Consider the following 21841-nt stretch of genomic DNA (forward strand, 5'->3'; position numbering starts at 1 on the left):
CGGGTGTGCTATTACTTAATAATTTTTCATTTGACGCCTTATCATCGAATTCAACAATTGTTTGAGAAATATGCCGAACGGCTACAGCTAACGGAAAAGGAAGATTTATGTATTGATTTTTTAATACAATTGGTCGCAATATTCAGACCTAAGCGAAGGCATATGCCTGCCGTAGTGGATTTGACACCGCTTATCGAATTCCTACAGCAGCATAAGGAGGCTAATGTTATATTAAGCTTTTATGTACATAACCTTCTTAGGGACCTTGATTTTGACCAGATTATTTCAGATGCTGGAATTATAAAGTATGCCGATTTTCGGAGTGAGATTCATAAACGCCTGTTAGCAAACATTTTGCCCGAGCAGCCTCCAAAAAATACGTTGCAGTATGTATTAAATCAAGTATTCTATGTACGTAAGGATATCGAATGGTTGCTGCTGATACCTAAGGAGCAATGCTACCGGTTGTTTACGCTATTGCAGTTCCATAATATATACGACAAAACTAATCCATTTGAAATTAAAGAGGTTTTGTACGGTATTGAAACCTTATTACATCGCATTTCGGGTAGGGCAATGGAAACGGATATTAATAAGATGGTTCCGGAGTTTCAGAATTTTGATAGCCCTTTTATTGCCATAGGTCGTGAATTTGGCGAGCTTAATGAGCGTTTTTTAGCGGGAGAAATAAAATACCTGTCGGCTGATGATTTGCAGTATAAGCAGCTATTGGTGTTACACAAACAATGTGCGCAATTTATTGATCAGGCATTTTCAAACTCCCACAAGTTTGGAATCTCTATACAGGTAAACCAAACACTTTTACGAATGCGGCAGCAGTTGCAGCGTATAAAAGAGTTACTACCCTTTTTAATTATCGAATCTGAAAAGGAAAAGAACAAAAAAACTATCGATTTAGCCATTCAATTGATAGACTATAACTGCCGTAAAAATAATATTCGCAGATTGATTGGACAGAGTACACAGCTCATTGCGTACGAAATTACCCATCATACTGCACAAACAGGTGAGCATTATATAACCAATAGTCGCGCCGAATATTGGAAGATGTTCCGCTCGGCATGTGCGGGAGGTATAATCGTTGGCGCTTTATGCATTATTAAGCTTTTACTGGGCAATGTTCATAGCAGTGCATTCGGACATGCGCTGCTCTATAGTTTTAATTATGCCGTAGGTTTCACCAGCATTTATCTCGTAGGCGCTACCTTAGCTACAAAACAACCCGCCATGACGGCCTCGGCTTTGGTGGAAGCCATGCAGCAGCAAACTACGGCCAGCGAAAATACGGCTATACAGCGCTATTGGAATTTTGCGGTTTTCTTTGCACGTCTATTTCGTTCGCAGTTTATTGCATTTATTGGTAATGTAATTATGGCATTTCCAGTAAGTTTATTCCTAATATGGGGTATTGATAAACTATTCAAAGTGAATATTGCCTCAGCAAAATGGTTTACGTTAATTCAGGATTTAAGTCCTGTAGATTCACCCGCTTTATTTCACGCGGGTATTGCCGGTATATTTTTATTCTTGTCAGGCATTATTGCAGGCAGTGTTGCCAACCGCGACAAGTATCATGTCTTGTATTACCGTATACAGGAGCATCCCTTCTTAAAAAAACGACTTGGCAAGGAACGAACAAATCGTATCGCAGGGTTTTACGAACGGAAATGGGCCGGCATTATATCAAACATTTGGTTTGGTGTTTTTATGGGATCTACGGCTACAATTGGCGTATTTCTGGGTTTAGATCTGGATATCCGCCACATCACCTTTGCCAGTGGTAATCTTGCTTTAGGCTGTTATGGCCATAATTTCAAGCTTACCACTGACATGTGGCTGTGGGGGATTGTCGGGATTGGCTTAATTGGTTTCATGAATTTTGCCGTTAGCTTCTCCTTGTCTTTGCTATTGGCTTTCCGTTCGAGGAATCTCTCTGCTACCGAATTTTGGCGCATGGCAAAAGCGGTATGGCTCTATTTTAAAGTCAACCCTAAATCCTTTTTCTTTCCACCTAAGGATTAAATACCAGTACAATAAACAACACAAATAGGAGCAGGTGCATAATGCCCAGGAAAGGCGATGTACGTTTGCCCATAAAGGTTATCATGCTTAACACCAGTGTCACCATAAATAAAAGTGTTTCCGTTGGCGATAGGCCCAATTGCACCGTCTTTCCGGAAATCAAACCAATTGCCAACACTGCAGGCACTGTTAATCCTACTGTGGATACAAAAGCACCATGGCTTAGGTTTATAGTGCGCTGTAATTCATTGTTTAAGGTTGCTTTAACTGCAGTCATAGATTCAGGCGTGAATACAATAACCGCAATAATAATACCCCCTAACTGTAGCGGCAGTTGGGCTGTCGCGATACCATAGTCGACCACAACCGCCATGTTGTGTGACAGCAGCACAATAGGCAATATCATAGCGACGAGTATGAGCGAGCGTAACCAGATTTCTTTCTTTTGCCCCGCATGCCTAAGCTGCTTACTGTTGCGCACATTTTTTAAGTCTGCCAACCGCTCTGCATAGCTAATTTCCATAGCACCTGATTTCGGTTGTATAAATAAATAACTATATTTTGTGGTTTGAAAGAATAGAAAGAAGGCATACAGGACAACCACAGATCCCGCAATAAATACCGCCTGTGTGCTGGTGAAAATACCGTTGCCTGCTCCTTGGACAAAATTTGGTAACATTAATGCAATACCGCCCAACATAATTATCATAGCCATATAGGTGAGTGTACCTTGTGCATTATAGGCCTGATCACCATATTTTAATCCGCCGGCAAGGAGACATATTCCCATGACGAGGTTGAGTATTATCATCATAACTGAAAATATAGAATCCTTACCAATAGTAGCCATTTCACCTGGTCCTAACATTACGGCGGCAATCAATATAACTTCAATGGAAACGATGGAAAGGGTAAGGATTAATGTGCCGTAGGGTTCACCTAATTTATGAGCCAGCTCATCGGCTTCCTTTACGACACCAAATGCAGCTGCAATTATGGTAAATAGCAGGAGGCCGAATAATACTGCCGCAGTAAGTAGATTTAAATTAGCGCCTAAAAAATTATTTCCCCATAAGTAAAATGCCAGTACGACCGCCCATACTAAAGCCAGCCGGATTCGGGTTTTTACCGGGAAGATGGTATCCACAAGGGTTTCGGTTGTTACTTGTTTATGTGTCATATTTAAATTTGTTTTAGGATTTAAAAACTGTACAAAACTAACCACAACATCATGCCCCACACTTATCCTAAGATAAGTAATTGTTTTATCTTTCCTTCCGTATTCTACTTAAGCTTACAGGTGTGATACCTAAATACGAAGCAATGTGCTTTAAGGGTACTCGCTTTAATAAAGATGGCTGCTGCTCCAGTAATTTATCATAACGTTGTTTGGCCGATAAGAGCTCCCTGGAAATTAGGCGTTCTTCTACCTTCAGCAGCTCGTTTTCGGCCAGTTTGCGCCCCCAATTGGCTATATGAATATCTTTTTCGTAAAACTGTGTTAACGTATGGATACTGATTTTGTATAAAACACAATCTTCGAGTAACTCAATATTTTCATAACTACGGGCATTCTGTACGTAGCTTTTCATGGAAAGAATGGCTTCTCCTTCTTCACCAAACCAAAAGGTAATCTCTCCATCCTCATGATCCGAGTAGGCCCGCACAATACCCGATTTTATTAAGTAAATAGCGTGTTCAACTTTATTTGCTTTTAGTAATATTTTACCTTTCGTTAAGCTCATCTCCTCTATATGTTCTGCTAATAAAGATCTGGATGATAACGGTATATTGTATATCTTATTAATAATCGATTCAAGTGTCATTCCCTGCTTGTTTTAGGCTTGCTTTAATATAGGGTACTATACCTGGGTAAGCATTCAAAAATACTAAATTATTTAATATTTTTTCCTTAAACGCAAGCCTTTGTTTTATTGTTATAGATAGTCTAAAAAATATTTTGATATAGAAAAAAGTAGTTTATATTTGCGTATGGTATAGAATAGAATAGAGGGCTATTCTATATACGCTTAAATGTTATAACCAAAATTTAAAACCAAAATCTTTATGCATGTTTGCGATTATTTTTTACAAAGAAGCTGGAAAGTTATAGGCCTGTTGCTATGTCTTTTTAGTCTCACTTTTGTAGCTGAAGCCCAGACTAAATCTTTCGATTTAAAAGGGCAGGTGCTAGACAGCGTCAGCCAACTCCCTATTCCTAATGTTACCATCTCGGTAAAGGGGCGTACCGCCCGTACAGGGACGGATAGCCAGGGTTTATTTCTACTTAAAGAGGTCCAAAAAGGGGATGTCTTGGAGTTTACTTCGGTAGGATTTGATAAAAAAAGTCTGGTCTTGGAAACCGAGGGTCGCCTGATGGTTTACCTATCACCAACCAGTGAAAATGTGGAGGAGGTGACCGTTGTAGCTTACGGTACTCAACGAAAAACAAGTATGGTAGCTTCCATTACTTCCATTAATCCTAAAGAACTTAAGGGCCCAACATCCAACTTAACATCGATGTTGGCAGGCCGTGTATCGGGAATGATTGCCTACCAGCGTAGCGGAGAACCTGGAAAGGATAATGCTTCGTTTTTTATCCGCGGAGTAGGATCATTTGGTGCGGGTAAGGTAGATCCTTTAATTCTTATCGACGGTATTGAGTCTAGCAATACCGACCTTGCGCGTTTACAGCCGGATGATATTTCCGGGTTTTCCGTATTAAAAGATGCAGCAGCAGCGGCTTTATACGGTGCGCGTGGTGCCAATGGTGTGGTCTTGGTTCTCACCAAATCTGGTGCTATTAGTAAGGCTAAGTTTAATGTTCGTTATGAAAACTCGATCTCTAGTAACACACGTAACTTTAAATTTGCGGATAATATTACCTATATGAACATGGCCAATGAGGCTGTTTTAACACGTAACCCGGAGGGAACGTTACCCTATTCGCCCAATAAGATTGAGCATACGGAAAGAGGTGACGACCCGTATTTATACCCCAGCAATAACTGGATTCATAATTTAATTAAGGACTTTACCCGAAACCAAAGGTTAAACTTTAACGTATCGGGCGGGGGCAATCTGGCGCAGTACTATATTGCCGGTACCTTTAATTCGGATCGTGGTATATTACGCTCGGAGAAAAGCAATAACTTCGACAATAATATCGACCTTAAAAATTACTCCTTACGTTCCAATGTTACGTTAAATATTACGCCTTCTACAATTGGTATCGTGCGTACTTATGCACAGTTTGACGATTACAGAGGCCCTATTGATGGGGGTGGCGAAGTATTTAAACGTGCGATCTGGTCCAACCCGGTTATGTTCCCTGCAATCTATCCGTCTTCGATGAATCCGCTGAAAACACACCCGATGTTTGGTAATGATTATATTCCTAGAACCCGTAATTTTTATAATAACCCGTATGCACAGATGGTGTCGGGCTTCCAGGAATACAGTACGTCGAATGTAAATGTTCAGGTAGAATTAAAGCAGAATTTCGACTTCTTAACGAAGGGTTTATCGGCGCGTTTAATGGCCTACACACAGCGTTATGCGCACTTTGACCTCCGCAGAAACTTTAGTCCGTTTTTCTACAATTACTCGGCTTTACCGGGAACGGATATGAAGGTGCTAAACCTGTTAAATGAAAACAATGGTACAGAATATTTAAATTACTCTCCAGGTAACCGCGAGTCAAATTCAACTTTATATGGAGAGATGTCGGTAAATTACAATACCACGATCGGTACAGATCATGAAATTACGGGTATGTTGATCGGTATTATGCGTAATTTTATTACCACCAAAGGAGGTAATTTACAAGATGCCCTTCCTGCACGTAATATAGGCCTGTCGGGTAGAGCAACCTACGCGTTCCGTAATAAATACTTGGCAGAGGTAAACTTCGGTTATAATGGTTCGGAGCGCTTTTCAAAACATGAACGCTTTGGTTTCTTCCCTTCCTTTGGTTTGGGATGGAATGTACATGAGGAGAAGGCTTTTGATTTTATTTTACCTGTGGTTTCTAGGTTGAAAATTAGAGGAACATTTGGTTTGGTAGGTAATGATCAGATCGGTAATGAATGGGATCGTTTTTTCTACCTTTCGCAGGTAAATCCGAATGACGGAGGTTATGGCTACTCTTGGGGTAGCAACTGGGCATTCTCTCGCCCGGGGTATTCTATCAGCCGTTATGCCAACAATAATATAACCTGGCAGGTTACCAAAACTATTAATGTGGGTTTTGATCTTAACTTAAAAAATGGTTTTGGCGCAGTCTTGGATGTGTATAACAACAATACCAGTAGAATTTTAATGGGCCGTTCAAATATTCCTTCTACTGCTGGTTTCCAAAATACGGTGCAAGCGAATATGGGTAAAGCCAATACGCGTGGTTTCGATTTAGCATTGGATTACAACAAGACTTTTAACAGCGACTGGTGGACACAATTACGTGCCAATATGACTTATGCTAGAAGTAAGGTTGTCCATAACGAGGAGCCCGATTACCCTGCCGATTTAAAATACCTTAGCCGTATCGGCAAGTCCATCAACCAGGTTTACGGTTATGTTGCAGAACGTTTATTTGTCGACGATGTGGAAGCGGCAAACTCACCAACACAAAACTTTGGCGATCTTTTCCCTGCTTTAGGTGGCGATATTAAGTACCGTGATTTTAATGGTGATGGCAAAATTAGTTCTTTAGATGTGATGCCTATTGGTTTCCCTACTGTGCCGGAAATTATTTATGGTGGTGGTTTTACTGTAGGCTATAAAAATGTAGACTTATCTGCGTTCTTCCAGGGGTCAGCACGTTCGTCTTTCTTTATCGACCCTAAGAATGTTACACCATTTGCATTTAATCCGGACCCTAAATATGCGGGTTCACAAAATGGATTGTTAAAAGAAATTGCGCAAAGCTACTGGTCTGAAGATAATCAGGATATCCGTGCGATGTGGCCGCGTTTAACCGACGGTTATAATAACAACAATGGCCAGACTTCTACGTGGTGGATGCGTAACGGGGCTTTCTTACGCCTTAAATCTGTTGAATTGGGGTACAATGTGCCTGCAAAAAAATTGGAACGCATGCGCATTTCGAATTTACGTATCTATGCCAATGGTTTAAACTTGGGCGTATGGAGTAAATTTAAAATGTGGGATCCAGAAATGGGTGGTGAAGGTATTGGTTACCCTATTCAAGCGGTATACAATATTGGTATTAATGTTGGTTTTTAACGGAGGGCTTATTCATGAAAAAATATTCTAAACTTAAAATATTAATTTTTGCGGGTGCATTGTCTATGCAATCGTGTAACTTTTTAGATGTGGTGCCTGATAATGTGGCTACCGTTGATAATGCTTTTACTATGCGTAGTGAAGCGATAAAATATTTAGCAACTTGTTACCACTATCTCCCTAACGACGGCGATCCGACGCAGAATATCGCTTTCCTTGGTGGCGACGAGTTTTGGTTAGATTTGCCTACCGTAAGTATAAATGGCTATAACTGGGCCGTAGCTCGGGGTAACCAATCTGCAAACTGGGTGTATGGTAATTACTGGGATAACTCGATGTATAGGGCTATCCGCGACTGTAATATCTTCTTAGAAAATATTCGCGACTTAACAAAGGTGCGCGACTTAATGCCCGACGAGCGTAAAGCTTGGGAAGGTGAGGTGCTATTTTTAAAAGCATATTATCATTTTATGCTGATGCGTCAATACGGACCTATTCCTATTTTGGATACTAATTTTCCGGTGGATATTGATATTAATGAGGCCAAACCTCATCAGCTACCGGTGGATGATGTCGTTAATTATATCGTAAATATCTTAGACGAGGCTATTGATAAGTTACCGAATGCGGTGCAATCGCCGGTAACGGATTTAGGCCGTATTACCAAGCCTATAGCCTTGGGTATTAAGGCCAAAATATTGTTGTATGCTGCAAGTCCTTTGTTTAATGGCAATACCGACTTTGCTGGATTTTTAAGTAAGGATGGTAAGCCGTTTTTTAACCAGACTTTCTCGCAGGAGAAATGGACTTTAGCAGCAAAAGCTGCCAAGGCTGCTATCGATGCTAACGAATCGTTGGGTGTGCAGCTGTTTAAATTTATAAGTCCTACTTTTAAATTATCGGATACTACTATTACGCAAATGAGTATCCGTAATGCGGTTACGGAAAAATGGAACAGTGAGATTATCTGGGGCAACTCGAATTCTAGAACCTGGCAGTTGCAGTATTCTTCTATGGCACATATTGACCCCAACCATGCGGGCAATAATGGGGTACATGGGGTGTTGGCACCTACGATTAAAATTATTGAACAGTTTTATACGCGAAATGGGGTACCTATGGATGAGGATAAAACACTTGACTTTACCAATAAGTCGCAACTTCGTGCGGGCACGCAAGCAGAGCGTTTTAACAATATTCCGAATTACCAGACAGCACGTTTGCACTTTGATCGTGAAAACCGTTTTTATGCCAATGTGGGTTTCGATGGTGGTATTTGGTACATGGAAAATAGCCCTACACGTAGCGATGAAAACACCTGGACAACAGAATTGCGTTTGGGAAGTTTTGGCTCGGGTTTTTCTATTCCGATTACGACGTATTATCCGAAAAAGTTGGTCAACTGGAAATTTGCATTTAAAGATGGAAACAGTAGCCATATAGAGGAGTATCCTTGGCCAATGCTGCGTTTAGCGGATTTGTATTTGATGTATGCAGAGGCTTTAAATGAGGCTGAAGGTCCTACAGCGGATGTGTTTAAATATGTAGACTTGGTTCGCGCCAGGGCGGGTTTAAAGGGGGTTAAGGAAAGCTGGGCGTCGTATTCTAAAAATCCGGATAAACCAAACTCGAAACAAGGTTTACGTGATATTATTCAGCGTGAAAGGAATATTGAAATGTCTTTTGAGGGCGCGCGTTTCTGGGATCTTCGCCGTTGGAAACTGGCGGCAGTGGAATTAAATAAAAATATTACCGGTTGGGATCGTAACCAGGATAAAAATCGTCCTGAATTGTTTTATAAGGAACAGACGTTTTTCTCGCAGAGGTTTATAGCGCCGCGTGACTATCTGTGGCCTATTGCCGAAGGTAATTTATTGACGAATCCTAATTTGGTGCAAAATCCAGGATGGTAATCGTTTTTTAACTTTAATTTCCAAATTCATGAAAAATTTTAAACATACTATAAAATCGGCTTTACTTTTAGGATGTGTATCCAGTATATTGTGGAGCTGTAAAGCGGATAAGGGCTGGACATTAATTGAAAATGATGGCACCAAACCGGGTGTATTATCGAATGTTTCGGTGGTTAATGGCCCTGGAAAAGCGTTAATAAAATATGATCTCCCGGATAATGTGGAGGTCCTTTATGTCAAGGCCGAGTATACCATGGCGTCGGGGCAGGTGCGCTCGGTAAAATCGTCGCAGTACAATACCCAAATTACAATTGATGGTTTTGCGGATACTTCACCGCAGGATATTACCTTGTATACGGTTAGTAAGTCGGAAGTCAGTTCGGATCCGATAACGGTTACTGTAAAGCCTACAACCCCGATTTACCAGCTTGTTTTTAAGGAGTTGGAGGCATCGGCGACTTTTGGTGGTGTACGCATAAATTCGGTGAACGAGAATAAAGGTAATGTAGTGATTGTTCCTTTGGTAGACTCCTTGGGAAATGGTGATTATGTGCCATTAGAGTCTGTTTTTACCAGCGACTCGGTTATTGTTAGCAATGTACGTGGCTTTAAACCTAAGCCGCTGAATTTTGCCTTTTATGTGCGCGATCGTTGGTTGAATAAATCGGATACCTTATTCAAAACCATCACACCTTTTGAGGAGAATTTGTTAGATAGACAGCAGTTTATTCCATTAAATTATCCTGGCGATGCGCAGTATCAGTATGGTACGAATATGCAAATGATTTTTGACGGTAACATGGATCCAAACCGTTGGCCTAGTCTGTATACGGTGGAAAGTGCTGGCGCTCCGGTTTCCTTGACCTTTTCGTTAGGAAAAGAAGCGCAAATTAGCCGTGTGGTTATTTTCCCACGCCGCGAGGCTGGCTTCTACGATAAGGGTAATATTCGTGATTTTGAAGTTTGGGGTAGCAACAACCCGAAAGAAGATGGTTCCTGGGAAAGTTGGGATCTGCTAGGTACTTACACGGTACGTAAACCGTCGGGTACACCGTCGGGAACTAATACGGGGGCGGATGAGGATTATGGTCGTGCCGGCTGGTCTTTCGACGTTCCAAGTAATGCACCTAAATACAAGTACTTACGTGTGCGTAACTTACGTAATTGGAGAGGTAGCTACTTTATTCAGATGGCCCAATTGCAGGTGTGGGGAATCTATTAATCATTTAATCGAAAAATCATGAATTTTAAACATATATTGTTACCATTAGCAGGGCTTTCACTTATGGGGTCCTGCAGTAAAATGAACGACTTTACCAAATCTTTTGATGGTAAGGAAATTGTATATCCGGCAAAAATGGATTCTATTGTGCTGCGCTCGGGTAAATATAGGGTGCAGTTGGAAGGGTTCTTTTCCGTAAACAGGGGTGTTTCTGCGGTGCGTGTTTACTGGAATAACAAAAAGGATTCAATTACTTTTCCGGTAACTTTAACTTCGAATATCGACTCCCTAAAAAAACAAATTAACAACTTGCCGGAAGGGCCGATAAACTTTGAGGTTCGTAGCCTTGATGATAAAGGTAATTTCTCTATCCCTACGTTTATTACAGGCAATGTATATGGCGACAGGTACCGCGCGGGGCTTGTGGATAGGCAGCTTTTAGGGTATAGCTTTGTGGCCGGCCAAAATGTGGAGTTGGATTGGCAGAATGTATCTACGTATATGGGGGTTCCTTGTATACATTTTACGTATAACTCCAAATCAGGGGCTGTAACGGATAAGGTGATCGTGACAAAAGCACTCGATGAAAAGACAAAAATTGCCGATTACAACTTGGAGGGGGATATTACATACCAAACATGTTACAAACCAGATGCCCTTGCAATTGATACCTTTGTCGTAGGGACACCGAAAAAAATTCGCCCGAAGGGTGATATCACTGCTTGGTACTTACAAAATTTTAAAAAGCCATTTTCTCCGGGAAGTTTTAGTGGCGAGCGCTGGGGAACGTTGGAGTATTGGCAGACGAATACTGCTGCTAAAAATCAAAATGGTGGCTATGGTGGTTATGAAAATGGTGATGCCGTGATGCAATGGGAAACAGGATGGGGAGGCGCACAGCTGATTAAAAATGGTAAAACCGAACAACAGGCAACGTTTTGGCCTGGGAAGTATACGGTTACAACCGATCCTGAGACTGGCTACAACAACAATTCGAGCGTGTACCTTGTATTGGGCAGTAAAGCGGGGATCCCTGACCTAGCGAATATAAGTCAGGCAAAAGCGTATAATGAGCTGAAAAATTCGGAAGGATTAAATTTTGAAATAAAACAAAAAACAGATTATAACTTCGGTCTTTTACTCAATATGGTGAACGAGTATGAGTATGTAAAGATTAAGGAGTTTAAAATAACCTTACAATAACAAACAAAAAACAATGAATCGCACAAAATTAAGTATTACTTTACTGTTGGTCTTAGGCGGAATTTCGCTTAGCCAGGCACAAAAGAAAACGATGTCAAACAAGCATCTGGTATTGGAGTATAACAGCCAATCGGGTAGTTATTCCATTTCTAAAAATAAAGATGTTTTTGTTAAAGACGCTATTTCTTATGTGGCTTTGGCGGATGGCTCAACCGTGAGTTCTGCCGAAATTATCGGTAAAAGATTGACGGCAGAAAAAGCTATTAATGACGCTTTAGGGAAAGGGAAACAGTATACCTTTACGGGTAAAACAAAAAACGGAAAGGAGATTAAGCAGCATTTTTACCTTTATGATAATCAAGATTTTGTTTTGGTTCAGGTGGAGGTTAATGGTAAAGCATTGTCGTCGAATAAGATGGTGCCGTTGCAGGCTAAAAATCAAACTGGACAGTTGGGCAGTGCTTTACACCAAATTGCTATGCCATGGGATAACGACACTTTTATATCCTATGAAAATGAGTCCCTTAGTACTTCAAATAAGGTGAGCGCCGAAGTAGGGGTAGTGTACGATAAGCATTCGAATAGGGGTTTGATTTTAGGTTCTTTGGATCAGTCGACCTGGAAATCGGGTATACATATCCAAGGGGATGCTAAAAGTTATAATTTCTTAGAGGCGCAGGCGGGTTTTGTGGATGTTACTATCACACGCGATTCTATGGGGCATGGCTTTGTTAAGGGCGACCAGTTGAAATCTCCTTTGTTTTTCGTCGGCTTACAGAACGATTGGCGTAAGGGTATGGATGTATTTGCGAAAACGCATAATACGCTGTTCCCGGCTTACCTTAAAAAATGGGATAAAGGAACGCCTATCGGCTGGAACAGCTGGGGGGTTATTCAAGAGAAGTTATCCTTTGAAAATGCTACCGGTACTGCCGATTATTTTGCTAAGCAGATTCCGCATTTCCGCAATCAGCAGGGGGATGCGTATATTGACTTGGATTCTTTTTGGGATAATATGGTGCCGGGTGGTATGTCTGGCGACTATACAAAATTGAAAGAATTTGTTAAATATTGTAAGGATTTAGGCTTGAAACCTGGAGCGTATTGGGCGCCTTTTACTGACTGGGGGCATGGCAGTGGTCCGAATCGTAAAGCGGAGGGTAGCAACTATACCTTCGGCGAAATGTGGACTAAAACGGCTAAGGGGTACCACGATCTGGATGGTGGCCGCGCTTTGGATCCTACGCACCCGGGTACGCAGAAGCGTATGGATTATATCTTAGGAAAACTTAAGGAATGTGGTTTCGAGATGATAAAGATAGATTTCTTATCGCACGCCGCCATTGAGTCTACAGGTTTTTCAGATCCTAAGGTTACAACGGGTATGCAGGCATATTCCGTGGGTATGAAACATTTGGTGGATGTTTTGGATGGTCAGATGTTAATTTATGCTGCAATATCTCCTTCTTTAGCAACGGCGCCTTTTGCGCATATGCGTAGAATTGCCTGCGATGCTTGGCATACTATCGACCAAACTCAATATACGTTGAACTCGGTAAGTTATGGCTGGTGGCAGACGCATATTTATGAGTTTATCGATGCTGATCACTTGGTTTTTACGGGCGAAGGACCGGAGGTAAATAAGGCTCGTTTGTTGTCTGGATTAGTAACGGGTACAATTATTCTTGGGGATGATTTTTCTAAAAAAGAAGGATGGCAACAGCAGATTAATGTGTACTTACAGGATAAAGAATTGCTGAATGTCGTAAATGATGGCCGTAGCTTTATACCGGTTGGTTTTGCTTCTGGTAAAGCGGCAAACGATACGTATGTGAAAAAAGTGGGTAATAGTGTTTATATTGCGGCGTTTAACTTTAAGAATGAAGCAACAAACTTATCGCTGAACCTTAAGGACTTTAGCCTAGAAGGAAATAAAACTTACCAGGCTAAAGAGTTATTTACAAAAGAACAGGTAAATTTACAACCAACAGGTACGGTACATTTCAAAGAGGCTGGTGCCAAATTGTTCCGTATTGACCTTTAATTAGGACCAAAATTTTATGAAGAAATCAAGTGAGGCGGCTTACGCTTTGTTATTTGCTAGAATTAAAAAATTAGAAAGTTTACAGACCTTATCTAAGCACGAGTGTATTGTGCAAGGGGTATTGGATGCTATTGATGCCAATGAATTGAAAGTTCACGACAGTTTGCCTTCGGTAAATATGCTGATAAAGGAACTGGGCTTTGCCAGAGAGACTTTTGTAAAGGCGTATCGCGATCTTATTGCTCATGGTATTGTAGAATCTAAAAACCGTAAGGGCTATTTTGTAATCAGCAATAACACAAGCATGCAGCAAAAGGTGGCTGTAGTGTTGTATGCTTATGACACCTTTCAGGATACGCTGGTTTCGGAATTAAAAGCTAATATTTCTGATGATATTGTGGTGGATCTTTTCTTCCACCACAATAACACAGAAACTTTTGAGGATATTTTTAACCGTATTAACGGTCGTTATACGGTGTATGTGGTGGCGCCGATAGAAAATGAACGCTCGAAGGAGTTGTTGCTGTCTATTTCGCCAACAAAATTATTGCTTATAGATCGTTTTATGGATTTAGGCGATGATTATTCTTTTGTGGCACAGGAGTTTGAACAGTCGGCTCTTAAAGTGTTCTCCGATTTAAAACCTAAATTGGAGCGTTATGATGAAATTGTTTATTTCTTCCGTAAAAATACGGCGGAACCTGATGCGCTAAAAAGTGCGTTTATGAGCTTTCTGAAGGATAGCAATTTGAACGGTCGCATTGAAAAGAAATATAAGCAGGGTACCCTGGAGAAAGGTAAAGTTTACTTTACCATTCATAACCCTGAGCTGTACCTTATGTTAAAAGAGGTGGTACAGAAAAAATGGGTCTTGGGCAGAGATCTGGCTATATTAGCACACAATGATGATGTTATTAAAGAAATTATCTGTGGTGGTATTACTACGTTTTCTACAGACTTCGCACGTATGGGCGAGCTCGCTGCGCTATTTATCAATACGCGTTATATTATACAGGAATTTGTGCCTACAGTTTTGTACGATAGGCAATCTGTCTAATCTTAGCGTGTAGGGGTATGGTATTACTGAGTTTTTGTTTTTTTACAAGCATCGTTGCCCTTTGGTCTTTCTTAAAGTTTAAGGGAAAGTATAGTAAAACACTAAACGGTTTCTTCCTCGCTGGAAGAAGTAATGGGTTTGTAATGGTGGGGGCTGCCCTGCTGTTAACAAATTTAAGTGCCAACCAATTTATTGGCGAGAATGAATCGGTTTATATCAACAACCTTTCTGTTATAGGCTGGGGGGTAAGCTCGGTCTTGGCCATGTTGTTGGTCTCTGAATTTTTGTTGCCTATTTATTTTAAAAATGGCTTTCGTACGGTGCCGGATTTTTTGTCGCTCCGCTATAATAATGCTACAAAAACCTTAGTTTCTATTATTGTCTTATTAGGTTATATGGTTAACCTTTTGCCTCCGGTATTGTATGGCGGCGCACTTAGCTTTGCCTCGATGTTTGACTTACCGGGCTATTTTAATATCTCGTATTGGCAGAGTATTTGGATGCTGGTTTGGACTTTAGGGATTATTGCGAGTGGTTATACCATATTGGGTGGTCTGAAAATGATTTCTATTTCAGATATGACGCTGGGCATTGGGTTGTTTTTTCTGGCTTTGATTATTCCTATTTATGGCTTATGGCATCTGGGTGATGGCAGCATGATGGTGGGGTTAAAAACCATATTATCCTCCAAAACGGAACACCTCAATGCGGTTGGCTCGCATAGGGATGCTGTGCCTTTTAGTACCCTCTTTACGGGGATGATATTAATCAATTTTTACTATTGGGGCATGGAGCAATATATTGCGCAGCAGTCGCTTAGTGCCAAGAACCTTGAGGAGGCGCAAAAAGGGATGACTTTTGCGGCCGGGGGTAAGTTGTTGATGCCTTTTCTTATTAATTTGCCCGGCTTGTTGGCGGTACATATTATTCCAAATGTGGTTCCTACGGCGTCGGTATTTCCGGAGTTAATTAAACATATTCTTCCGGATATTTTTGTCGGTTTTTCGCTTGCCTTGGTATTTGGTGCCGCTATGACTACGTATACTGCCGGGTTGCAAAGTTGTGGTAGCCTTTTTGTTTTTAACATTTACAAACCTTTATTAGCACGTAAAAATAAACCTATTTCCGACGATGAATTATTAAAAAAAGGGAAGTTTTTTGAAATTATCGTTTCTCTTTTTGCCATGGTAATTGCGCCGTTTATATTATTTGCACACGATGGCTTTTATACGTACTTGCAAACGGTTTCTGGCTTTTTTAATATGCCTATTTTTACCATTATGCTGATGGGGATTTTGTCGAGAAGTGTGGCGCCACAAATGGCTCAGGTAGGGCTGTTTATATTTATGCTGGGTTTCGCGCTGTTGAAATTTGTATTGGATATTGACTTACATTACTTGCATATTTTTGCCATTTTATTTGTCGTTGTCTCGCTTATTATTTATTTGGGTAGCCGATTTTTGTACCCGCAATATCATAGTGATTTTAAAGTCGACTTCTCTAAAGCTGGCCGCGAATCGTATTGGAAAGGTCGCTATCGCTATGCCTTTATATTATTGCTCTTAATGGTTGGGCTGTATGTTTTGCTATCTCCCATTGGGGTGGCTTCTTAGGCAAATTTCTTATCTTTATACGAACAGCGTTGCTTGAAAACGACTTAACATCTTTTTATCTATATATCTTTATAACTTTACATCTATACATCTATTCAACTTATTAACATATGCCTATTAAAAAAAATATACTTTTACTTTTAGGGTTGCTTTCTTCGGCTGTAGGTTATGCTGAAGTGACCTTGCCTGATGTTTTTGGCGACAATATGGTTTTGCAGCAGAAGCAAAAAGTAAAACTTTGGGGAACGAGTAACGGTGGGGGTAAAAAAGTAAAAATTACAACGGGTTGGGATAACAAAGCTTATGAGGCGATAGTGGCCGACGACCAGACTTGGTCGATAGCGGTAAAAACACCGGCTTATGGTGGCCCTTATACGCTGAAGTTCGATGATGGCGATGTGCTGCAATTGAATAATGTGCTTATTGGTGAGGTTTGGTTCTGCTCGGGGCAATCGAATATGGAAATGCCTCTTGCAGGATGGGGAAATATACAGAACTTTAAAAGGGAAATTGCGCTGGCAAATTACCCTAATATTCGTTTCCTTCAGGTTAAACAGGCTACGGCGGAAGTACCGCAGCAGCATGCAGCGGTGTTGTGGGATGGGTGGAATGCGGTGTCGCCAAATACCATACCTGATTTTTCGGCTACGGCTTATTTTTTTGCGCGCGAGCTGTATGAGAAAACGGGTATTCCTATTGGTTTAATTCATTCTTCCTGGGGAGGCACTTTTATTGAAGCTTGGTCGAGTAGTCAGGCTTTAGCGAAATTTGATGCTTATGCATCGGGCATAAAACGCCTGGAAAGTAAAACTGCAGAAGCGGATTACAAACAGGAACTGGGATTATGGAATCAGCTGCTAGCGGAGAATGACCTTGGCTTTAATCGGTCTACGGGTGGATGGACAGCGAAAGATGTCGACGATGCGGATTGGAATACGATATTGTTGCCACAGCCCTTTGATAAGGCGTTGTACCCGGGCTTGGATGGTATCGTTTACTTCCGTAAGACGGTGAATATTCCCGATAATTGGGTGGGTAAAGAGTTACAATTGTCGCTGGGACCTATAGATGATAATGATTTTACGTTTGTTAATGGTACTCGGGTTGGCGCCACGGAGGGTTTTACACAGAATAGGAATTATGTAATCCCCGCGGCTTTGGTGACATCAACGGAGGTTAAGATTGCGATTAAGGTTTTTGATGGTGCCGGCGATGGGGGCTTGTATGGCTCCTTGGATCAACTTAAAATTACGGGGCCTGATCTGCAGGAGTTATCTATTGCTGGGCCATGGAAGCTTAACGTTGGTTTGGATTTGAAGAAGATGCCTGCTATGCCGTCGGCTATTGATGGCCCTAATCGTCCTACGGTTTTGTTCAATGCAATGGTAAATCCTTTTAAGGATGTTGCCATTCGGGGCGTAATCTGGTACCAGGGTGAAAGCAATGCCGAGCGTGATGTGCAACGTTACAGGCAGCTATTTCCGGCTATGATTCAGGATTGGCGTTCCAAATGGCAAAATAACAGCCTGCCTTTTTACTTTGTACAATTGGCAAATTATAGGGAGAAAACCGAACAGCCTAAACCTTCAGCCTTTGCCGAAATACGCGATGCGCAGGCTAATACATTAAAACTTAACCATACGGGGATGGCGGTTATTGCGGATGTGGGTGATGCGTATGATATTCATCCTAAAAATAAACAGGAGGTCGGTCGCCGACTTGGACTTATCGCCTTGCGAAATCTTTATGGTAAGCATATTACGGCACAGGGGCCACAGTTAAAACGTTACCAAATTAAAGGCGACCAGGCTGTGCTGACTTTCGATCCGCTGGGGAGTTTATTGGTTCATCAGCCTACTGGCGTTACGTCGGGCTTTACGCTAGCCGGAAAAGATAGGGTCTTTTATCCTGCAGCAATTAAGGTGATCGGCAATACTGTTTTTTTAACGGCCAAAGAGGTGCCGCATCCGGTTGCTATTCGGTATGGATTTGCGGACAACCCGGATTTAAGTATTTTTAATAAGGAGGCCTTGCCGGCATCGCCATTCCGTACCGACGATTGGTGGGATCAGTAATTGGATTAAAATAATGATTTTTATAGGTTTGAAAAGTGAAAAAGCGTAATGGCTTTTTCACTTTTTTTATTTTTAACGGCTGGTTTTCGTATGGCTCACAGCAGGGTTGGCAGACTTACATGTTTTGTTTACAAGGGGATAATGTTGACTTAATATTTAATTCTTTGTTTTGGGGAAATCAAAATTAGGAATGAAACCAAAACAATTTAAGTATCTTTTTAAGGGTACCCCTTTGGGGATCTGTTTAGCCGTTTTGTGCTGCATGCCGCCTGAACAGGTTTGGGCAAACACTCTTGGTCCAACGACGGTTTCCGTTAAACGGGGTATAATGGAGGAAGTCATGGAAGGAACCGTTCGTGATGTGGATGGTAATCCCGTAGATGGCGCTACTATTTTTAACGATAGCAATAAGCAGGTTTCCAGAACAGATTTTAAAGGTAATTTTAAAATTAAAGCTTCCCTGGGTGATAGGATTCGAATAACGGCATTGGGTTATGCTACGCAGTCGTTAACCTTGTCGAGCAATAAAATGGAGATTTTATTATCTCGCGACAACTCGCAGTTGGATGAGGTGGTGGTTACGGCCATTGGTATTAAACAGCAAAAAAGACAGCTGGGCTATGCTACACAAGAGGTGAAGGTGGATGTTTTGAAAGAAGCAAAAACCATGAATATCGGCTCTGCTTTATCGGGGCAGGTGGCTGGCTTAAATGTAAATAACCCTACGGGTATTTTTCAGGCGCCAACGTTTAACCTGCGCGGACGTACTCCGCTTATTGTGGTCGATGGTGTTCCTGTAGAAACGGCATTGTTTGATATTCCTAGTCAGAATATAGAGAATATTAATGTGTTAAAGGGTGCCGCAGCATCGGTGCTTTATGGTATACGTGGCCGCAATGGTGCTATTATGATTACTACGCGTACCGGAAAAAGTGAAAACTTAACGTTTACGGTGGGCTCTAGTACGATGTTTTCTGCGGGCTTTACTGTATTTCCGGAATCGCAAATGGAATTCGGTTCGGGCTCCAACGGAAAATATGAATTTTGGGACGGCAGTGACGGTGGTATTTCCGATGGTGATATGACCTGGGGGCCCAAGCTTAATACCGGACAGAAGATAGCGCAGTGGAATTCACCTATACGTGATAAGGTGTCGGGTGAGGTTATCCCTTGGTGGGGGGATGTTCGCGGAACAAAATATAACGATAAAAGCCGATACGAACGTGTTCCAATCGATTGGGTGTCGCATAATAACCTTAAGGATTTCTTACGCACGGGTTTTGTATCGGAAAATAATGCGACTATATCGTACCGAACGGAGAAAGTTAGCTTATTTAGTTCGGCAAAATATGCCACGCAGACGGGGCAGGTTCCTAATACAAAATTAACAACGGGTGGTGTAAATTTGAATACCGCATACCGCTTTACTCCTGAATTACAGTTTAACCTTAATGTATCGTATAATAAAGTTCAGTCGCCCAATTATCCCCGCTATGGGTATGGCCCTAAAAACCATATGTATACCATTTTGTTATGGATGGGTAATGATGTGAATGGTCGCGAGTTGAGCGAGCATTTGTACATTCCTGGACAGGAGGGCTACAGACAGGCAAACTATAACTATGCTTGGTATAATAACCCCTATTTTGCGGCTTATGAGCTAAATCAGAAATACGACGATGATATCATTCATGGACAGTCGGAATTATCTTGGAAAGTTACGCCGGAGTTTACGGTTAAAGGTCGGGTCTCGGCAAGGCAGAAATCGAATTTTAGTGATTTACAGAGCCCTAAATCGTATATGAATTATGACGATTCAAGAAACGGGGATTATAAAAATTGGAGCAGTAAACAGTTGAATTTCGACGCGGATATCTTAGCGACATACGACAAAAAAATATCGGAAAATTTTGGCTTAACCGTGAATGCTGGTTCGTCGACCTTCGACCGTACGCAAAGAACGCTGTACCAAACGACCGACGGTCTTGTGGTTCCTTTTATCTATAGTTTAGGAAATACCCAAGGTCCGGTGAAGGCAACATCGAATTTTAATGAAAAGGTTATCCGCAGCTTATATGGCGCTGTTAACTTAAGTATCTTTAAGTCTACGTATTTAAATTTTTCGGGAAGAAACGATTGGTCGTCGACTTTTAATAAGGAAAATCAATCTTTCTTTTACCCGAGTATATCGTTAAGCTCGGTGCTATCGGATTATTTTAAAATGCCAGAGCAGATAGATTACTTGAAGGTCTTTAGTTCTGTGGCTTGGGTATCCAATGATTTTAGTGCGTATGAAATCAGTCCTACTTACAAAAAGGATGTTACCTATGGCTCTATTCCTTCAGTAGATTATCCGCAAAAGTTGGTGAATCCGTATTTATTGCCAGAGAAGTCTAGGTCCCTTGAAATTGGTACTTCACTGGGTTTCTTTAACAATAAGTTGAATGTAGATTTTACGTATTACAATATATCCGATTACAGCAATATTATTAACCTGCCCATATCTTTAGGGTCGGCTTTCGCCAGCCGTACCATCAATGGTAATGTGTATACTACCCAGGGTTATGAGGTTACTGTAGGTGCTAATATTATTAAAAACACAAATTTTGAATGGAATACTTCCCTGAACTGGACACGGATGGTGAAACGTCTGACCGAAATATATGATGACAACCCTAAATTTGGTAACCTTAAATTAAACGATCGTGCCGATGCGTATTATGCTACAGCATGGGAAAAAACACCGGAGGGAAAGGTAATCTTAAACGCTAATACGGGCATGCCAATTCGTAATCCTTTTCCGCAATATATGGGTTACTTAAATCCGGATTGGCAGTTTGGGTTCTCCAATAATTTCCAATACAAGGGTATACAGGTTGCGTTAGACATCGATGGCTCCATTGGTGGGGTGATGAACTCGACAACAATAGAAAAAATGTGGTGGGGAGGAAAACATCCGGCTTCTACCCAGTACAGGCAGGAGCAGTATGATGCTGGGCAGTTTATTTACGTGCCCGAGGGTGTTGTGGTAACGGGGGGAGAAGTGCAGCGCGATATCAATGGTAATATTACTTCGGATACGCGTACCTATGCCCAGAATACACGTGCCGTGGATTGGCAAACTTGGGCACAAAATTACCCGTACCAGGCGCGTGTGACAACATCGGAAAGTAAAACATTTGCCAATGTATTTGACCGTTCGTTTGTAAAATTACGCCGGCTGTCTGTGGGTTACGACTTTAATAAAGTGCTTAAATTAAAACAGCTTAAAGGTTTAGATGCTTCAGTTTTTGGCTACAACCTGGCCATGTGGAAAAAAGTTCCTTATATCGATCCTGATTTCGGTATTGGCAACGACGGTGATTTACAAGATCCTTCAACACGTTATATTGGGGTATCGTTCAACTTTAAATTTTAATGGTATAGC

The 21841-nt window shown here is 41.3% G+C and carries 12 protein-coding genes; 10 read left to right on the plus strand and 2 right to left on the minus strand.

Features of this window, described 5'->3' with window-relative positions; genetic code table 11:
- The first annotated feature begins 30 nt into the window (after positions 1-30).
- On the plus strand, positions 31-2043 hold the full coding sequence (locus ACL9RF_RS04610) for a hypothetical protein (protein ID WP_422799418.1): 2013 nt from the start codon (positions 31-33) through the stop codon (positions 2041-2043).
- Here ACL9RF_RS04610 and ACL9RF_RS04615 read toward each other — a convergent pair.
- Both ACL9RF_RS04615 and ACL9RF_RS04620 read right to left on the minus strand, forming a co-directional pair.
- Positions 2033-3223 carry a calcium:proton antiporter gene (locus ACL9RF_RS04615; RefSeq protein ID WP_422799419.1) on the minus strand — a complete coding sequence of 397 codons (1191 nt, stop codon included), beginning with the start codon at positions 3221-3223 and terminating at the stop codon, positions 2033-2035. The genes ACL9RF_RS04610 and ACL9RF_RS04615 overlap by 11 nt on opposite strands.
- Before the next feature lie 85 nt (positions 3224-3308).
- Positions 3309-3869 (minus strand): Crp/Fnr family transcriptional regulator, encoded by a 561-nt coding sequence (locus ACL9RF_RS04620; RefSeq protein WP_422799420.1) that lies wholly within the window; start codon positions 3867-3869, stop codon positions 3309-3311.
- A gap of 241 nt (positions 3870-4110) precedes the next feature.
- Here ACL9RF_RS04620 and ACL9RF_RS04625 point away from each other — a divergent pair, with 241 nt between their 5' ends.
- The 9 genes from ACL9RF_RS04625 to ACL9RF_RS04665 all read left to right on the plus strand — a co-directional run bounded on the left by ACL9RF_RS04625 (position 4111) and on the right by ACL9RF_RS04665 (position 21832).
- On the plus strand, positions 4111-7287 hold the full coding sequence (locus ACL9RF_RS04625) for a SusC/RagA family TonB-linked outer membrane protein (protein WP_422799421.1): 3177 nt from the start codon (positions 4111-4113) through the stop codon (positions 7285-7287).
- A gap of 14 nt (positions 7288-7301) precedes the next feature.
- Positions 7302-9200, plus strand: a complete 1899-nt coding sequence (locus ACL9RF_RS04630; RefSeq protein ID WP_422799422.1) for a RagB/SusD family nutrient uptake outer membrane protein — start codon at positions 7302-7304, stop codon at positions 9198-9200.
- A gap of 28 nt (positions 9201-9228) precedes the next feature.
- Positions 9229-10422: a DUF5000 domain-containing lipoprotein gene (locus tag ACL9RF_RS04635; RefSeq protein WP_422799423.1), complete on the plus strand. Its 1194-nt coding sequence runs from the start codon at positions 9229-9231 to the stop codon at positions 10420-10422.
- A gap of 18 nt (positions 10423-10440) precedes the next feature.
- A complete protein-coding gene (locus ACL9RF_RS04640; RefSeq protein WP_422799424.1) occupies positions 10441-11625 on the plus strand; it encodes a DUF4998 domain-containing protein in 1185 nt (394 codons plus the stop codon).
- A gap of 13 nt (positions 11626-11638) precedes the next feature.
- Complete coding sequence (locus tag ACL9RF_RS04645; RefSeq protein WP_422799425.1) at positions 11639-13669, plus strand: alpha-galactosidase; 2031 nt, start codon at positions 11639-11641, stop codon at positions 13667-13669.
- Between the two features lie 16 nt (positions 13670-13685).
- Positions 13686-14726: a GntR family transcriptional regulator gene (locus ACL9RF_RS04650; RefSeq protein ID WP_422799426.1), complete on the plus strand. Its 1041-nt coding sequence runs from the start codon at positions 13686-13688 to the stop codon at positions 14724-14726.
- 17 nt (positions 14727-14743) lie between these two features.
- On the plus strand, positions 14744-16339 hold the full coding sequence (locus tag ACL9RF_RS04655; RefSeq protein ID WP_422799427.1) for a solute:sodium symporter family transporter: 1596 nt from the start codon (positions 14744-14746) through the stop codon (positions 16337-16339).
- 110 nt (positions 16340-16449) lie between these two features.
- Positions 16450-18414 carry a sialate O-acetylesterase gene (locus ACL9RF_RS04660; protein WP_422799428.1) on the plus strand — a complete coding sequence of 655 codons (1965 nt, stop codon included), beginning with the start codon at positions 16450-16452 and terminating at the stop codon, positions 18412-18414.
- A 190-nt stretch (positions 18415-18604) separates the two neighbouring features.
- Positions 18605-21832: a SusC/RagA family TonB-linked outer membrane protein gene (locus ACL9RF_RS04665; RefSeq protein ID WP_422799429.1), complete on the plus strand. Its 3228-nt coding sequence runs from the start codon at positions 18605-18607 to the stop codon at positions 21830-21832.
- Positions 21833-21841 lie beyond the last annotated feature (9 nt).

The organism is Sphingobacterium sp. Mn56C (assembly GCF_049319645.1).
Taxonomy (GTDB): domain Bacteria; phylum Bacteroidota; class Bacteroidia; order Sphingobacteriales; family Sphingobacteriaceae; genus Sphingobacterium.